The sequence below is a fragment of the Dokdonia sp. 4H-3-7-5 genome (assembly GCF_000212355.1).
Lineage (GTDB): Bacteria > Bacteroidota > Bacteroidia > Flavobacteriales > Flavobacteriaceae > Dokdonia.
Genome location: NC_015496.1, coordinates 1,755,025 through 1,772,685, shown reverse-complemented (window position 1 = coordinate 1,772,685; position 17,661 = coordinate 1,755,025). Strand labels below are relative to the sequence as shown.

The window sequence follows — 17,661 nt, the reverse complement described above, 5'->3', positions numbered from 1 at the left end:
GTAGCGGTGCTTTCAATCAAAGATAAGGAATATCGTTGGGTCATGATGAATACATAACAATGAGCACTCACAAAATTTTCCATTGTATTAGTCCGCTTTCGCGAAAGCGTAACAACAAAAAACCCACTCAATAGAGTGGGTTTTTAAAACTAAATATTATAATCTAGTGATTCATTTCTTCTTCATTAGGTTGAAGAGGCATGGTCTGTGGGATAAAATCTTGACCAGGTATTACGTAATCTGAACCATCTTTATTCAATTTAGAATAATCATATGGCCAACGTTGTACCTCTGGAATTGCTCCAGCCCAGTTACCGTGGATATGCTTATGTCCCGTAGTCCACTCTAACGTGTTAGACTTCCAAGGGTTTTGCGCTCCTACTTTTCCATAGAACATAGAATGGATAAAGTTATATAAGAATACTAATTGTGCTCCTGCAGTTATGAATGCAAAAATACTTATAGCCTTATTTACGTCTAGTAAATCATCAAAATATGGGAAAGCAGAGTTCGTGTAGTAACGTCTAGGTAATCCCGCCATTCCGATGAAGTGCATAGGGAAGAAAATACCGTACGCTCCTATAACTGTAATCCAGAAGTGAACGTAACCTAAGTTCTTGTTCATCATCTTACCTTCAAACATTTTTGGGAACCAGTGGTATACTCCCGCAAACAATCCATAAAGCGCAGATATACCCATCACCAAGTGAAAGTGAGCTACTACAAAGTACGTATCGTGAACGTTAATATCTAATGTAGAATCTCCAAGAATAATCCCTGTAAGTCCACCAGAGATAAAAGTAGATACAAGACCTATAGAAAATAACATCCCAGGGTTGAACTGGAGATTACCTTTCCATAAAGTGGTTATATAGTTAAATGCTTTTACTGCAGATGGAATCGCAATAAGCAATGTTGTAAATGTAAATACCGATCCTAAGAATGGGTTCATTCCCGAGATAAACATGTGGTGACCCCATACGATGGTAGACAAGAATGCTATCGCAAGAATAGAAGCAATCATCGCACGATAACCAAAAATAGGCTTACGCGAGTTAGTTGATATAATCTCAGACGATATTCCTAATGCCGGTAGTAATACTATATATACTTCTGGGTGACCTAAGAACCAGAAAAGGTGCTCAAATAATACAGGCGAACCTCCAGAATTATGTAATACCTCTCCACCTATATAAATATCAGATAAGAAGAATGATGTTCCAAAACTTCTGTCCATAATAAGCATTAATGCCGCAGAAAGTAATACTGGGAATGAAACAACACCAATGATTGCAGTTACGAAGAATGCCCAGATTGTAAGAGGAAGTCTAGTCATAGACATACCCTTAGTACGTAGATTAATTACGGTTACTACATAATTTAAAGATCCTAATAGTGACGAAGCAATGAAAATAGCCATTGATACTAACCACAATGTCATACCCATGCCCGAAGCAGGAATACTGTTAGGTAACGCAGATAATGGAGGGTAAATTGTCCATCCTGCAGCTGCTGGACCAGACTCTACAAATAGAGAAAGAACCATAATTACTGATGAGATGAAAAACAACCAATAAGAAACCATATTCAAAAATCCAGAAGCCATATCTCGAGCCCCAATTTGAAGTGGAATTAATAAGTTACTAAATGTACCACTCAAACCAGCAGTAAGTACAAAGAACACCATGATGGTTCCGTGTATCGTAATTAGTGCTAAATAAATATTTGGATCCATAACACCATCCTTACCCCAGTCTCCTAAGAGTACTTCATAGATAGTGAATTGGTGATCTGGCCAAGCAAGTTGTAGACGGAATATCAATGACATTCCAATACCGATAATACCCATTATCAAACCAGTAATTAAGTACTGCTTTGAGATCATCTTGTGATCTGTACTAAAGATATATTTCGTTACAAATGTTTGCTCGTGGTGGTGCTCGTGATCGTCATGACCATGATCTGCTGTTGGTGCGTGTGCTGCCATACCTTGATTCTTTAGTTAATTTTTCTTTTTCTTTTTTTTACTCTTGAGCCGCTGCAATAGAACTACCAAATGTTTTTTGTTCTGCTATCCAAGCATCATACTCTTCTTGGGTCTCAACAACAATCTTCATCTGCATATTATAATGCGAAGCTCCACAAATCTTATTACATAGCAAGTAATAGTCAAATTCGTCGTATGCATCTATTGGACCGTCTCCAGCAGCAATAGAAACCTTATTCTTTTCTTTTCTAATTTCCTTAATAGTAGCCATTTTGTCCTTCATATAATCCGTATCACGGATTTCTGAAGTAGTCTTTGAGGGAGTGAATGAAAACTGAGTAATCATTCCTGGCACTACGTTCATCTGCGCTCTAAAGTGTGGCATATATGCCGAGTGAAGAACGTCTTGAGAACGTAGTTTAAAAATCACTTGACGTCCTACAGGAAGGTGTAATTCAGTAGTGATTTTATCATCCATTGCATCTACATCACTCTCATCCACCCCGACGGTGTTTGCACCTTCAATGAACCTTACATTGGCATTACCTAAAATATTATCTTCTCCTGCATATCTAGCTTGCCATCCAAAACGTTTTGCATATAGCTCCACTACTATGGCATCCTCGTCCTCATCAAAGTTCATAATATCAGACCAAGTGAAAAGTCCATAGATAATTAAACCTGCTAAAACAATTACTGGAATAATTGTCCAGATAAATTCTAATTTGTCATTATCTGCATAAAAAAGAGCTTTCTGGCCTTTCTTCCCACTGTACTTATAAGCAAAGTAATGCAATAATGCTTGAGTTATAACCTGCACAAACATAATAAGGGCTAGTGAGATAAATAACAAATTATCATAATCCGCACCATGTTCTGATGATGCTTCCGGTAAATAAAATTTACTGTAATTAATAAAACAGTACGCCATTATGAAATAAAAGACAATCGCAAACCATAGCATCAACTTTCCATTGATGCGGTTGTCTTTGTCGTCAGCTACCTGAGCTGTCTCGCTATTGGTTTTCTTATTAAACTGTGATAGTTTAAAGATCTTTGACATCTGCCAAAGCGTGACTACAAATAGAATTACTACGATGAGTGCTAATAAACCTGTCATTGCTTTCTAACTTCTTTATATCTATATTCTAATAATGAAAGTGTTTACTTTCTTCAATAAGTGGATTACGCTTAGGCTCTAATGGACGTTTTGTAAGTGATGTAAATACAATCAATACAAACAAACCAAAGAAGAACATAAGAGATCCCAACTCTACAAATCCAAACGACCATGCCTGACCTACAGTTCCTGGCATAACCATATTGAAAATATCTACATAATGGCCAAATAATATAACAATTCCAGCCATAACGACAAACCAATTCACACGTTTAAAATCACTGTTCATCAGTATTAATAAAGGGAATAAGAAGTTCATTATAAGCATTCCAAAGAAAGGCAAATTATAGTCTTCTATACGTTGGATATAGTATGTCACCTCTTCTGGAATATTTGAATACCAAATAAGCATGAACTGAGAGAACCATAAATAAGTCCAAAAAATACTAAATCCAAACATAAACTTTGCTAAGTCATGTATATGACTATCATTTACATTTTGTAAATAACCCGCCCCTTTAAGAATCATAGTTATTAGGGCGATTGTTGTGATACCACAAACCATCATACCTGCAAGCACGTACCATCCAAATAAAGTACTAAACCAGTGCGGATCGATTGACATAATCCAATCCCAAGACATCATAGACTCAGTGTACAAAAAGAATACCAAGAATGCTGCAGCAAGTTTAAACGATTTCTTGTGCGATCTATTATCGGTAGCCTCGTCTTGCTCTTTAGAAAATTTAACAGCAAAAAATCTATATACATTCCAACCCGCTATAAATATTACGGCTCTAATCAATAACCATGGAACATTTAACCAATCTGCCTTTCCTGCGATTAACTTATCATAGTTCTCACTCGTTGGATCCGTTATTCCATCTGCCATCCAATGAAAAATATGATTAAAATGAAAACCAGAAAGGGCTAACAAAATCAACATAATAATACTCCCAGGTAGTAGATATCCCGTTATTGCCTCCATTACCCTTAATAATAAAGGTGACCATCCAGCTTGAGCTGCATATTGCACGGCATAAAACGCTAGACACCCTAATGATATCATAAAGAAGAAGAATGCTGCAACATATACTGCAGACCATGGCTTATTTTTATATCCATCCAAAAGATGTTGGTTGTGTTCTGCTTCGCTCATAGCATGACCCTCTTCGGCTTGATGACTAGCAACTGCATGATCTTCACTGTGACCCTTTGCTGTGGCAATAGATCCGTGTGAATCATTTACTTCTGCTACTTCATGACCAGTGCCGTGATCATCACCAGCATGCATAGCTTCAATATCTGATATTGAAGAAGGCATAAACATTGCATCAACTGCAAATAGTAACGCCCCTACTACCATAAAAATGATAGCTGATAATTTTAAGTTCTTAGATAATGTATACATATCTTAAATATCGGTTGTTCCGTTAATTAGTTTTGTTCGTTACCTTGAGCATTCATTGGCTCAGATTCTGGACCTGGAATAGCATCGACTGCGCCCTCGTTTAAATCAGTGTCAATCTTACCTTCAGTCATCTCCGAAATGATTTCGGAAGCAGTAAACTCTCTCTGCGGCTTACCATCTAGTGCATCTTTAAGCCCCATTACATAGTGATCAACCATCCAAAGCTCGTCTTCAGTCATTTGAGAAGCATAAGACCCCATAGAGTTAATACCATAGTACATTACGTGATATACACTGCCTTCAGTAATAGCTCTACCGGCATCGTTATAGGCAGGTACACCTAGTATTTTCTCGCGTTTCGCAAGATTACCCTTACCATCACCTTTTACACCGTGACAGATTGAACAGTAAATATTATACAGTTCGTTACCCTTTACATAATTGTCTTCTGTAAGTGGAAGCGGATTTTTCAAATCAGCTTTTGCGGAAGCTTTACCTTCTGGAGTATTTTCAAAATCATAAGGCATCCAACCTCTCATAACAGATCCTTCTGCAGGTTCAAGTGCTTCATAACCATCAGGAAAAACCTCATATTTACCATAAGTCTCGTAACCTACGGACTCATACATATTAGGCATATACTGATAGTTAGGTTTATTATCATCTTGGCAAGAGATAACACTTGCAAAGGCAATTAATAAAATAGCTATTTTAGATATATTCTTCATTGCGTTGGCTTATGCTTCGTTTGCAATTAAATTAATTTCTACAGCTCCAGTTGTAACTAAAAAGTTTGCGAGCTCCTCTCCATCCTTACCAGTTGCGTCTATTTCCATAAGGAAATGATCATCTGTTGTACGTACATCTGGATTTTCAGCCTTCTTAAATGGCCACAATCTACTTCTTAAGTAGAAAGTTATAACCATCAAGTGAGCAGCAAAAAACACTGTAAGTTCAAACATGATAGGCACAAAAGCAGGCATGTTTTCTATGTAACTAAAAGAAGGTTTACCACCAATATTCTGCGGCCAATCTTCAATCATTATGAAGTTCATCATTAATGTCGCCACTGTAATACCAACACATCCATAAAGAAATGCTGTAATTGCAAGACGAGTAGGGGCAAGACCCATGGCCTTGTCAAGTCCGTGTACAGGGAAAGGGGTAAATATATCATTAATATGAAGATGCTTCTTCTTTACCTCTTTAACAGCATTCATAAGAATGTCGTCATCTGTATATATTGCGTGTATAACTGTAGATGCCATACTTAATTATTTAAGATTGTTAGCTTGACCAGCCCAGTCATCGCGCTCTGCACGACCAGGAAATGATCCAGTTAGATTATCAAGTAACGAATACTCACTAGATGTCATTCTACTTACCTGCTCGTACGTGTAAATGCCTAGAACATTAAGTTTCTCTTCCATCTTTGGACCAATGCCGTTAATAACCTTTAGATCATCTGCTTTTTGTGTTGCAGCGTCAAATGATCCCAAGCGATCGGTTAACGATACAGCACCATGATTATCCTCAGCTATTATAGTTTCCCCTTCAGAGACCTCCTGAGGTTTTGCAATATATGCACCATCAAGATTAATTTTTACAGGCCCACCAGATGTACGAGGATCTGCTCCTGTACCTACTAATGATTGTCCTGACTCACGTAATTTCTTGTAACGCTCTCCAGAAGACTTCATGATTGTTTTTACTTCTGCTTGTGCAATCACCGGGAATGTACGGGCATATAATAAGAACAATACAAAGAAGAAACCTATAGTACCTATAAAGATACCTATATCTACAAATGTAGGTGAGAACATTGTCCATGATGAAGGTAAATAATCACGGTGAAGTGAAGTTACAATAATCACGAAACGCTCAAACCACATTCCTATATTTACTACAATAGAAATAATAAAAGAAAACATTATTGATCTTCTCAACTTAGGAAACCACATAAACTGTGGAGAAAACACATTACATGTCATCATTGCCCAATAAGACCATGCATAAGGACCAGTAGCCCTGTTTAAGAATGCATACTGCTCATATTCTACACCAGAATACCAAGCCATAAACAACTCTGTAATATAAGCAACACCTACTATAGAACCCGTAATCATAATTACGATGTTCATAAGCTCAATATGTTGAACAGTAATGTAAGCTTCAAGACTTACAACTTTACGCATTATAATAAGAAGTGTATTTACCATGGCAAACCCTGAGAAAACCGCTCCTGCAACAAAGTAAGGAGGGAAAATCGTGGTGTGCCACCCAGGTATTACCGATGTCGCAAAGTCAAAAGATACAATCGTGTGTACCGAAAGTACTAATGGTGTTGCTAGACCTGCAAGTACCAAAGACACTTCTTCAAAACGCTGCCAATCTTTTGCTCTACCAGACCAACCAAAGGCAAGTAGACTATAAATCTTCTTTTGGAAAGGCTTTACAGCTCTATCACGTATCATCGCAAAATCAGGAAGCAATCCAGTCCACCAAAACACCAGTGATACAGAAAGATATGTAGAAATTGCAAATACATCCCATAGTAGCGGTGAGTTAAAGTTTACCCATAGAGAACCAAATTGATTAGGTATAGGAAGTACCCAATACGCTAGCCATGGACGGCCCATGTGGATAATAGGAAATAAACCAGCTTGAACTACAGAGAAGATAGTCATCGCCTCTGCCGAGCGGTTAATTGCCATACGCCACTTCTGACGGAATAATAATAGTACCGCAGATATCAATGTTCCTGCGTGCCCGATTCCTACCCACCATACAAAGTTGGTAATATCCCAAGCCCATCCTACGGTTTTGTTTAGACCCCAACTACCAATACCGTTTGTTACAGTATAGATAATACAGCCTATTCCCCATAAGAAAGCAACAAGTGCGATAGAGAATACGATCCACCATGATTTATTAGCTCGTCCTTCAACAGGAGCGACTATATCTAAAGTTACATCGTGATAAGTTTTATCTCCGGTAACTAGTGGTCTTCGTATAGGTGCTTCGTAATGCGCCATAATCCTATATAATTAGTCTTTAGATTAGTTGTTTTTATGCTTCTTCTGTATTACGTACCATTGTCTGGTAAAATACATTAGGTTTTGTTCCTACATGCTCAAGCAAGTGATACATACGATCATCTGTTCTAAGCGTTTCAATTTCACTTTCCTTATCGTTTATATCTCCAAAGGCAAGAGCTCCACTTGTACAAGCGTTAGAGCAAGCTGTAGCAAACTCTCCGTCTTTTACTTTACGTCCATCACGCTTTGCATCAAGAATAGTCTTCTGTGTCATTTGAATACACATAGAACATTTCTCCATAACTCCTCGTGAACGAACTGTTACGTCTGGGTTAATTACCATACGACCAAGGTCGTTATTCATGTGGTAATCAAACTCATCATTCCCGTTATATAGGAACCAGTTAAAACGACGTACTTTATATGGACAGTTATTTGCACAATATCTAGTACCTACACAACGGTTGTACGTCATATGGTTTTGACCTTGCTTACCGTGTGCAGATGCTGCAACTGGACAAACTGTTTCACATGGTGCGTGGTTACAGTGCTGGCACATGATAGGCTGGAAAGCGACCTGCGGGTTTGCCGCTGGATCTTCTAGCTCACCAAATCCTCCAAGAGAACCTTTATCCCCACCTAAACCACTAAAATCGTTTTTCTTAGTATCATCAAGCTCAAACGTCTCCTCAGAAGAGTAATATCTATCAATACGTAACCAGTGCATATCGCGACTACGACGTATTTCTGACTTACCTACAACAGGAACATTATTCTCTGCATGACAAGCAATAACACAAGCACCACAACCAGTACACGCATTCAGGTCAATAGCAAGATTGAAGTGGTGCCCAATAGAACGATCAAATTCATCCCAAAGGTCAACTTCTGGTGAAGTTACTTCATATTCTATATGACCTTTACTCACTTCTGGCATTACATTCCAAGAGTGCTTATCTTTTGTATTGAAGATTTCGAGCGTAGTTTCTTTTACAATATCACCACGACCCATCAATGTGTTATGAAGTTGCACAGATGCAAATTCATGAACACCACCTACTTTTTCAATAGATACCTTTTGAGTTGTCTGGAAGTTCTGCATTAACGGAAATGCATTTACACCCGTTTGCATCTCCTCTTGAATTCCATTTTTACGACCATATCCTACTGCAAGACCCACAGACCCTTTAGCCTGACCTGGCTGAATCATTACAGGAACATTCTCTAAGGTAACACCGTTAACAGTAACATTTGCATAATGACCGTTAAGACCACCGTTTGCATTGTGTCGTGCTTCTGTAAAGAATGTACTTCTATCAAACCACAATCCTTTCTCTTTGGCATCTGCCTCAGACATTGTCAAGTAGTTATCCCAAGTACAACGTGTTAACGGATCAGGCATTTCTTGCAACCAAGGGTTGTTTGCCTGTGTACCGTCACCCATTGATGTCATTGTGTATAACGTCAATTCAAAATCACCAGTACCTTCTTGTAATGCGCTAGATAATCCAGCATCTGAAGTAATCGATGTGTTTGAAGGTGTAACCGCTTTCGCGAAAGCGTTAGTTTCAACAACACCAGCTTGAACAGACTTATTGAAAGGAAGTCCAGCCGAAGTCATGGTATCCTTGAGATACTCGTAATATGTTTTATCCTCACCCATCCAAGTCAACAAACTTTGTTGAAATTGACGAGTATTGAAAATTTCTTTTATCGTAGGTTGCTGAAGGCTTACCTCTCCCATTTTAATCTGCACATCCCCCCAAGATTCTAGGTAATGTGGCACAGGAGCTATATGTGTAGACAAAGCTGCAGTCTCGTCTGCTCTTATAGAACAAGCAACTGAAACATCTACCTTCTTAAGCCCTTCTGTAAATTCTGAAGCATTAGGTAAACTATATGCTGGGTTTACACCCGCCATAATAAGAGTTCCTACTTGCCCAGCATTCATATCTTTTACAAGCTGCATCATCTTGCGCGCATCTCCAGAGCGAGTCATCTTAGGCTTAGCAGTGTCCATAACAGACTTACCAGCATTAAAATCTAGCGCTATTTTCTGAGTTGCCACATCCTGAACTCCTGTTATAAGAAGTCCGCTATCTCCAGCCGCAAGTAATGCCTTACGAGCTTGAGCAACTTTTGTCATTATTCCTTCTGGCAAACCAGATACAGAACCACCAGCAAGAGCTTGTACTATTAATTTTTGTTGTGATGGCGTAGATGGTACACGTACATCTGCATTTGCACCAGAAAGAGACATGTTCGCCTCAAACTGGAAATGCTTAGACATCTTTCCATTTTTTGGAACACGCTTCTTACCGTAAGCAGAATCATATCCACCACCATTCCAATCTCCAACAAAGTCTGCACCTACAGCAACTATAACATCTGCTTTAGCAAAGTCATAATCCGGTAATGCACGGAAACCGTATTTCATTTCAAAAGCATCCAAAGCAAATTGCTCCCCAGCAGCATCGTACGCTACGTGCGATACATTAGGAAACTTAGCTTTAAACTCTTCTATAAGTTTATCTGTAGAGGGACTTGCAAATGTTTGCGTAAGCAACACCGCTTTCTTTCCTCCTTGAAGTGCGCCTATAACACCCTTATCTATATCTGACCAAGAAGCTTCTTCACCAGCAGCAGTAGGGAATTGTGCACGATTAGTATCATACATTCCTAATACAGATGCATGAACACGAGCATTTGCTCCAAAACCACCTTTAGCTAAATCGTTATTCTCAATCTTGATAGGGCGACCTTCACGTGTCTTTACAAGAACACTTGCAAAGTCAAAACCATCTGCAATTGTTGTTGCATAATAGTCTGCCACACCAGGAACAATTTGCTCTGGCTGCACTACGTAAGGAACAGATTTAACAACAGGACCTTCACAAGCTGCGAGGGAAGCTGCGGCAGTAGAGAAACCTACATACTTCAAGAAATCACGACGTGTAGTTTCTGAAGCCTCAAGCGTTTCCTTATCACCTAAAAATTCATCTGTCGGAATTTCTTGTACAAACTCATTCTGTCTTAGCGCCTCGATAGATGAGTCTCCTTGGAGCTCATCGACACTTTTCCAGTATTTCTTGTTTGATGACATATACTTAATTTATTAATTGTGATCTTCTTTAGATCGATAATTCGTTTCGGTTAACATACACATCTTATAATGATGTGACTGGCACTCGCATTATACTAGTAGTGACACTTACCACATTCTAGACCACCCATTTGAGCAGCAGTTACTTTCTCAACACCATACTTCTTTGCAAGTTGCTCGTGAATCTCTGTGTAATACTCATTACCTTCAATCTTCACGTTTGTTTCTCGGTGACAATTAATACACCATCCCATTGTAAGAGGAGCATGTTGATACATAACTTCCATCTCCTCTACAGGACCGTGACATTTCTGACACTCAATGCCTGCAACACTTACGTGCTGAGAGTGATTAAAGTATGCAAAGTCTGGAAGGTTATGAATACGAACCCACTCTACAGCTTGAGTTTCCCCAGTGTAAGATTGTGTTGACTCATCCCAACCTACAGCTTTGTAAAGCTTTTGAATTTCTTTATCGTAAAACTCTTTAGAGTAATCCTCAGTAACAGATGTAAACTCAGACTCAGGTCCCGCAACTTCTGCGATAGACTTATGACAGTTCATACAGATGTTTAATGAAGGTATCCCTGAGTGCTTGGAGACACGTGCAGATGAGTGACAATATTTACACTCGATTGCATTTTCACCTGCGTGAATTCTGTGTGAATAATGGATAGGCTGCACCGGCATATAACCTTGATCAACTCCTATTTGAGACATCCATCCATATGCAAAATATGCACTACCTAACAAAAGGAAGACTACAGAAACAAGCACTAAGAATTGATTTTCAACAAATGCTTTCCAGATAGGCTTGCGCTTTTCCCTCTCAGCAACTTCAATACCTTGAGCTGAGGCAAACTTATTAAGCGTATTATTTACCAAAAATAGCACTGCAATAAGAAGCAACAGCACAAATCCAAGAATCGCAAGGATTAAGTTATTTGAAACGCCACCACCTTGATTACCATCCGCACCTCCTACTACAGCAGTTGGAGCTGGAGCTTCAGGTTTTGGCGTATCCGTATAAGCGAGTATGTTATCTATATCTGCATTAGACAAGGCAGGAAAAGAGTTCATCACTTTATTACCGTTTTCCTCATACACTTTTACCGCAAGTGCATCTCCAGACTTTATAAGACCCTGACTATTTTTAATCCACTTGTACAACCACTCACGGTCATACTTCTCAGAAACCTGATGAAGTAATGGACCCGTCATAGGCTTATACAGTTTATGACAAGCAGCACAATTTGCTTTGAATAAAGCTTCACCAGCCTTAGCATCAGCAACAGGAGCGTCTTGCGCAAAAAGAGAACTTGAAAGTGTAAGAATCACCACCACGGCTAGGGTAAGGACTCTTGTGAATGAATTTTGGCGTTTAACCTGTATCATATTAATATTGAATTAGCTTCAAAAAGATGGCACGATTTTTAGACAAATAATGTTGTTAAGAGCCTGTTAATCTCGCACGCAAAATGGTTAGCAAAAATACTACACAAACGGCATTTTCAAAGACACCTTACAAGGGTTCTTATTAATTTATAATAGTTCTAAATAATAATTTTAATTTGTTTAAGTTTTAAACTTTTACCTTTACAAAAAATATAACAACTATGAACGGCATTACGTTTAAAAACATACAATTAACACTAGCCGCCGCTGTGTTTTCATTCGCTTTCGCGAAAGCACAAACCGCACAATCTACTATAAATCAAGATGAAAGAATCACAGAACTTCTTGATTTAAAAAGCAGTCTTGAAAAAGAAGGTAAGTTAACAGATAGATATAAAATACAACTCTATTCTGGAAGCTTAAATACTGCAAGCTCAACATTAAAAAAATACAGAAATCGTGTAGGGACGTGGTCTTCGTCTATAAAGCACGAAACCCCTAACTATAAAGTATGGATAGGAAGTTTTAGAAACAGACGCGAGGCAGACAGAGCTCTTATGGAAATTAAGAAAGACTTTCCAAGCGCTTTCATCTTCAAACCAGATGGTCGCGACTAATCAATCACGACACCAATTACACATCCTTATCAACACAACTGTTTTTAAGGGTTTTTTTTATGCTTAGTTTAGAAAACATAGTTCTCTCCAGCAAAACACATTAGAAGGTGCTCATAAAGCCCTAATCGCATCAACCACAACTTCACTAACAGAGCTCAACCTGAGCCTTACCAAACCTACTATTGCAATCAAACAACTACGCTTAATTGAGATAACGACAGACATCACAAGCAACATTATAATTAGCCTGTAACACTTTCGCGAAAGCGCATAAAAAAATCGCTTAAGATTACTCCTAAGCGATTTATATAATTAAGTATTCTGTAATTCTATTTAAGCTTCTTCTTTACAGCTACTTCTTGGAATGCTTCGATTACATCGTCAATTTTAATATCGTTGTAATTCTTAATCTGCATACCACAGTCATATCCTTTTGATACTTCCTTAACGTCATCCTTAAATCGTTTTAAGGCCGCAAGAGTACCAGTATAAACCACTACACTATCACGGATAAGACGGATGTTTGAATTTCTAAAGATCTTACCGTTCATAACCATACAACCTGCGATTGTACCCACTTTAGATATCTTGAATGTCTCACGGATCTCTGCAGTACCAGTTATCTCTTCTCTCATCTCTGGAGAAAGCATACCTTCCATTGCATCTTTAAGATCGTTTATCGCGTCATAGATAATTGAGTATGTACGGATATCGATTTCTTCCTTATCTGCAACTTGTCTAGCATTTCCAGCTGGTCGAACATTAAACCCAATGATTATTGCATCTGATGCAGAAGCTAGAAGCACATCACTTTCCGTTATAGCACCAACACCTTTGTGAATAATATTTACAGCGATTTCCTCTGTAGATAATTTCTGGAAACTATCTGTAAGAGCCTCAACTGATCCATCTACATCCCCTTTAAGGATAATATTAAGCTCCTTAAAGTCTCCTAATGCGATACGACGACCTATTTCATCAAGTGTAATATGACGTTGTGTACGCACGTTTTGCTCACGCTGTAATTGCGTACGCTTTGTTGCAATATCTTTTGCTTCACGCTCATCTGACATCACAACAAACTTGTCACCAGCTTGAGGAGCTCCATCAAGTCCTAACACTGAAACCGGAGTAGATGGACCCGCTTTTTTAATTTTCTTACCGCGCTCATCATGCATTGCCTTCACCTTTCCAGATGTTGTACCGGCTAATACATAATCACCTACCGCAAGCGTACCCGCCTGCACAAGAATAGTAGATACATAGCCACGTCCTTTGTCAAGGAAAGCTTCAACTACAGTTCCATTTGCATTTCTATTAGGGTTTGCCTTAAGCTCAAGTAGCTCTGCTTCAAGTAATACTTTTTCAAGTAATTCCTTAACTCCAGTTCCTTTCTTTGCAGAAATTTCTTGCGATTGTATTTTACCTCCCCAATCTTCTACTAGAAGATTCATTTGAGCAAGTCCTTCTTTTATTTTCTCTGGATTTGCTGCTGGCAAATCTATCTTGTTAATTGCAAAAACGATAGGCACTCCCGCTGCTTGTGCGTGAGAGATTGCCTCTTTAGTTTGTGGCATTATACTATCATCTGCTGCAACTACGATTACTGCAATATCAGTAACCTGGGCACCACGTGCACGCATTGCCGTAAAGGCTTCGTGACCTGGAGTATCTAAGAATGCTACCTTTTTACCATTTTCAAGTTGTACACCGTAAGCACCAATGTGCTGTGTGATTCCTCCACTCTCACCTGCAATAACGTTTTCTTCACGTATGTAATCAAGTAAAGATGTTTTACCATGATCTACGTGACCCATTACAGTTACAATAGGAGCTCTTTCAACAAGATCTTCTGGCAAGTCAACTACCTCTTCGATAGAATCCTCGATGTCTGCATTTACAAATTCTACTGTATATCCAAACTCATCTGCAACAATAGAAATCGTTTCTGCATCAAGACGCTGGTTCATTGTCACCATCATACCAAGTGACATACACGCTGATATAATTTGAGTAACACCTACATCCATCATAGTAGCAACCTCACTTACCGTAACAAATTCTGTTACTTTAAGGATTTTACTTTCTATATCCTGCTGTGCCTGATCATCTTCTGTCTTCTGACGGTGTTGATCACGCTTATCACGACGATATTTTGCTCCTTTTCCTTTGCTTGACTTTCCTTGAAGTTTTTCAAGAGTCTCACGAATTTGCTTTTGTACTTCTTCTTCAGTAGGCTCTGCTTTGACAACACGACCTCTACCTTTACCAGCGTTATTTCCGCCTCGAGAATTATTACCCCCACGCGTATTATTTCCTCCAGGTTTTGAACCACCTGTAGTAGTTCCTGGCTTTGTAATACGGCGACGACGTTTTTTCTTATCGTCGGAAGCAGATGATTTTTTCTCAGGTTTTTTAAACTTAGAAAGATCAATCTTCTGCCCTGTAAAGTTAGGACCGTTAAGTTTTTTATAATCCGTCTTGAGAACTTCGTCCCCTAAACGCACTTCTTTTTCCTCTTTCTTAGCTTTAGAATCCGCAGGTTTTGCTTCTTCCTTTTTAGCTACTGAAGCTTCCTTTTTCTCTGGCGCTTTAGCTTTGATTTCAGATTTAACCTCTTCCTTCTTTGCTTCGACCACAGGAGCTGGAGTTTCTTTCACATCTACCTTTGGAGTAGCCGCGTCTTCAGTCTTCACCTCTTTTACAGGCTTAACCTCTTCCACTGGCTTCACATCTTCTACAGCTTCTTTTTTAGCTTCCTTACGGTCTGCTATATTTCCTGCTGGTTTACTAAGATCGATTTTACCCACTTGCTTTGGTCCGCTAAGCTGTGCTTTAGCCTTAACAACCTCTTGCTTTTTAGGCGCCTCGGCTTTTGCCTCAGCTTTTGCTTCGATCTCAACTTCTCGAGCGGCGCGCAGTGCCTCCTTCTCTTTCTCTTTTGCTTCGGCAACTTCCTTAGAAGCTACTTTCTTATTGGCATCCGTTTGAAATTCCCCCGAAAGCACCTCGTAAACCTCCGTAGTGATTTTCGTAGTCGGACGCGCCTCTATCTCGATACCTTTGGTTCCTAGGAACTCAACGGCACGATCAAGAGAAATGTTCATTTCTCGTAATACCTTGTTTAATCGCATTGTTGCTGCTGCCATAAACTGCTCTAAATTTTATTCTTAACCTACTTACTTCCGCTTGTAGGGTACTCTATTCTTCAAATTCTGCCTTAAGGATTCTCATCACATCAAGAACTGTTTCTTCTTCTAAATCTGTACGACGTACTAGATCTTCTGCATCTTGCTCTAATACGCTTCTTGCGGTATCAAGACCAATTTTCGCGAAAGCTTCAATCACCCACGCTTCTATCTCATCTGAAAATTCTGTAAGCTCAACGTCTTCCTCTACCCCTTCTCTGTAAACGTCAATCTCATATCCAGTAAGCTGTCCGGCCAAACGAATGTTATGACCACCGCGACCTATAGCCTTACTAACCTCTTCAGGTTTAAGAACTGCTTGTGCGGTTTTATTTTCCTCATTAATCTTAATACTTGTAATACGCGCAGGGCTTAAAGCTCTAGTAATATACAAGTTAAGGTTTGTTGTGTAATTTATCACATCAATATTCTCATTTCCTAACTCACGTACAATACCGTGAATACGAGAACCCTTCATACCTACACAGGCTCCTACTGGATCAATACGATCATCATAAGAGTCTACTGCTACTTTTGCCTTCTCCCCTGGTATACGCACAACATTCTTGACAGTAATTAAACCATCAAAAACTTCTGGTATTTCAGACTCAAATAATTTTTCTAAGAACAATGGGGATGTACGAGACATAACAATTGAAGGCTTATTACCCTTCAACTCTACGCTCTCAATTACTCCACGTACATTTTCTCCTTTACGGAAAAAATCTGAAGGAATCTGACGATCTTTTGGCAAGATAATCTCGTTTCCATCATCATCAAGTAAAATGATCGCTCTATGTCTTATATGATGCACCTCTGCAGTATACAACTCACCTTCAAGCTCTTTAAACTGCTTGTAAATGTTAGTATTATCATGCTCGTGAATCTTGCTAATTAAATTTTGACGCAATGCCAAAATAGAACGTCGACCTAAGTCAAAAAGCTTTACCTCCTCAGAAACATCTTCTCCTACTTCAAAATCTTCCTCAATCTTGCGAGCATCAGTTAATGAAATCTCTTCATTATCATCTTCAACCTCACCATCTGCCACAACCACACGGTTACGCCAGATCTCAAGATCTCCTTTATCAGGATTTATAATAATATCAAAGTTATCATCACTACCAAAACGTCTCTTTAACGTACTTCTGAACACCTCTTCTAAGATGGCCATTAAGGTTACACGATCTATTAATTTATCGTCCTTGAATTCTGAAAAAGAATCGATTAACGCTAAATTCTCCATATCAACATTTGTTAAAATTTAATCATCACTTTTGCTTGAACTATCTCATTGTAAGGGAATGTTTCTATCTTTTCGACAGTTACTTTTCCTTTACCTACAGGCTTAGGCTCTCTTGTTTTCCAAGTAAGCGTAATCTCTGCATCTGTCGCCTCGGTCATCAACCCTTCGATTTTCTCACCATCCTGCGTCTTCACTTCTAGGTGTCTACCTATATTCTTTTTGTACTGTCTCGGAATTTCCAAAGGGCTCGTTGCGCCAGCAGACATCACTTCTAGCGAGAAGTCTTCTTCCTCACGATCTAAGTTATGTTCTACCTTACGACTCACCGCCATGCAATCCTCAACTGTCACACCACTATCACCGTCTATAATGATTTTAACCTCGTTATTTCCTTGAATATCAAGACTAATCAAAAATAAACTTGGATTCTCATCCAGCGCTTCTTGTAGTAAATTGGTTACTTTTTCCTTCAACATATAAGCCTATAAAAAGAGGGGACCGCTGTCCCCTCTGTATTCACTTCGTCTTTCAACGGTGCAAATATACTACAAATTATC

At 38.9% G+C, this 17,661-nt stretch carries 12 protein-coding genes; 1 reads left to right on the top strand and 11 read right to left on the bottom strand.

What is annotated here, in order from left to right:
* Nucleotides 1-163 precede the first annotated feature (163 nt).
* From KRODI_RS07815 to KRODI_RS07780, 8 genes are all read right to left on the bottom strand, one after another.
* Nucleotides 164-1,987 carry a cbb3-type cytochrome c oxidase subunit I gene (locus KRODI_RS07815; RefSeq protein WP_013751053.1) on the bottom strand — a complete coding sequence of 608 codons (1,824 nt, stop codon included), beginning with the start codon at nucleotides 1,985-1,987 and terminating at the stop codon, nucleotides 164-166.
* 37 nt (nucleotides 1,988-2,024) lie between these two features.
* Nucleotides 2,025-3,107, bottom strand: a complete 1,083-nt coding sequence (locus KRODI_RS07810; protein ID WP_013751052.1) for a cytochrome c oxidase subunit II — start codon at nucleotides 3,105-3,107, stop codon at nucleotides 2,025-2,027.
* A 28-nt stretch (nucleotides 3,108-3,135) separates the two neighbouring features.
* Nucleotides 3,136-4,518 (bottom strand): hypothetical protein, encoded by a 1,383-nt coding sequence (locus KRODI_RS07805; RefSeq protein ID WP_013751051.1) that lies wholly within the window; start codon nucleotides 4,516-4,518, stop codon nucleotides 3,136-3,138.
* 26 nt (nucleotides 4,519-4,544) lie between these two features.
* Nucleotides 4,545-5,246, bottom strand: a complete 702-nt coding sequence (locus KRODI_RS07800) for a c-type cytochrome (RefSeq protein ID WP_013751050.1) — start codon at nucleotides 5,244-5,246, stop codon at nucleotides 4,545-4,547.
* Nucleotides 5,247-5,255: 9 nt separating this feature from the next.
* Nucleotides 5,256-5,786: a DUF3341 domain-containing protein gene (locus KRODI_RS07795; RefSeq protein WP_013751049.1), complete on the bottom strand. Its 531-nt coding sequence runs from the start codon at nucleotides 5,784-5,786 to the stop codon at nucleotides 5,256-5,258.
* Nucleotides 5,787-5,792: 6 nt separating this feature from the next.
* Complete coding sequence (nrfD, locus tag KRODI_RS07790) at nucleotides 5,793-7,556, bottom strand: NrfD/PsrC family molybdoenzyme membrane anchor subunit (RefSeq protein ID WP_083811793.1); 1,764 nt, start codon at nucleotides 7,554-7,556, stop codon at nucleotides 5,793-5,795.
* A 31-nt stretch (nucleotides 7,557-7,587) separates the two neighbouring features.
* Nucleotides 7,588-10,659: a TAT-variant-translocated molybdopterin oxidoreductase gene (locus tag KRODI_RS07785; RefSeq protein WP_013751047.1), complete on the bottom strand. Its 3,072-nt coding sequence runs from the start codon at nucleotides 10,657-10,659 to the stop codon at nucleotides 7,588-7,590.
* 95 nt (nucleotides 10,660-10,754) lie between these two features.
* The gene (locus tag KRODI_RS07780) at nucleotides 10,755-12,053 is read right to left on the bottom strand and encodes a c-type cytochrome (RefSeq protein ID WP_013751046.1); all 1,299 of its coding nucleotides are present in this window, start codon (nucleotides 12,051-12,053) and stop codon (nucleotides 10,755-10,757) included.
* Nucleotides 12,054-12,274: 221 nt separating this feature from the next.
* Between KRODI_RS07780 and KRODI_RS07775 the strand changes: the two genes are divergently transcribed.
* Nucleotides 12,275-12,670, top strand: a complete 396-nt coding sequence (locus tag KRODI_RS07775; RefSeq protein ID WP_013751045.1) for an SPOR domain-containing protein — start codon at nucleotides 12,275-12,277, stop codon at nucleotides 12,668-12,670.
* A 329-nt stretch (nucleotides 12,671-12,999) separates the two neighbouring features.
* On the opposite strand, the gene infB is transcribed toward KRODI_RS07775, so the two are convergent.
* From infB to rimP, 3 genes are read right to left on the bottom strand one after another with little or no spacing between them, the layout of a single operon-like run.
* Nucleotides 13,000-15,819, bottom strand: coding sequence for a translation initiation factor IF-2 (infB, locus tag KRODI_RS07770; protein ID WP_013751044.1), 2,820 nt, complete (start codon nucleotides 15,817-15,819; stop codon nucleotides 13,000-13,002).
* A 52-nt stretch (nucleotides 15,820-15,871) separates the two neighbouring features.
* Nucleotides 15,872-17,104 (bottom strand): transcription termination factor NusA, encoded by a 1,233-nt coding sequence (nusA, locus tag KRODI_RS07765; RefSeq protein ID WP_013751043.1) that lies wholly within the window; start codon nucleotides 17,102-17,104, stop codon nucleotides 15,872-15,874.
* A gap of 11 nt (nucleotides 17,105-17,115) precedes the next feature.
* Nucleotides 17,116-17,580 (bottom strand): ribosome assembly cofactor RimP, encoded by a 465-nt coding sequence (rimP, locus tag KRODI_RS07760; protein WP_013751042.1) that lies wholly within the window; start codon nucleotides 17,578-17,580, stop codon nucleotides 17,116-17,118.
* Between the last annotated feature and the right edge of the window lie 81 nt (nucleotides 17,581-17,661).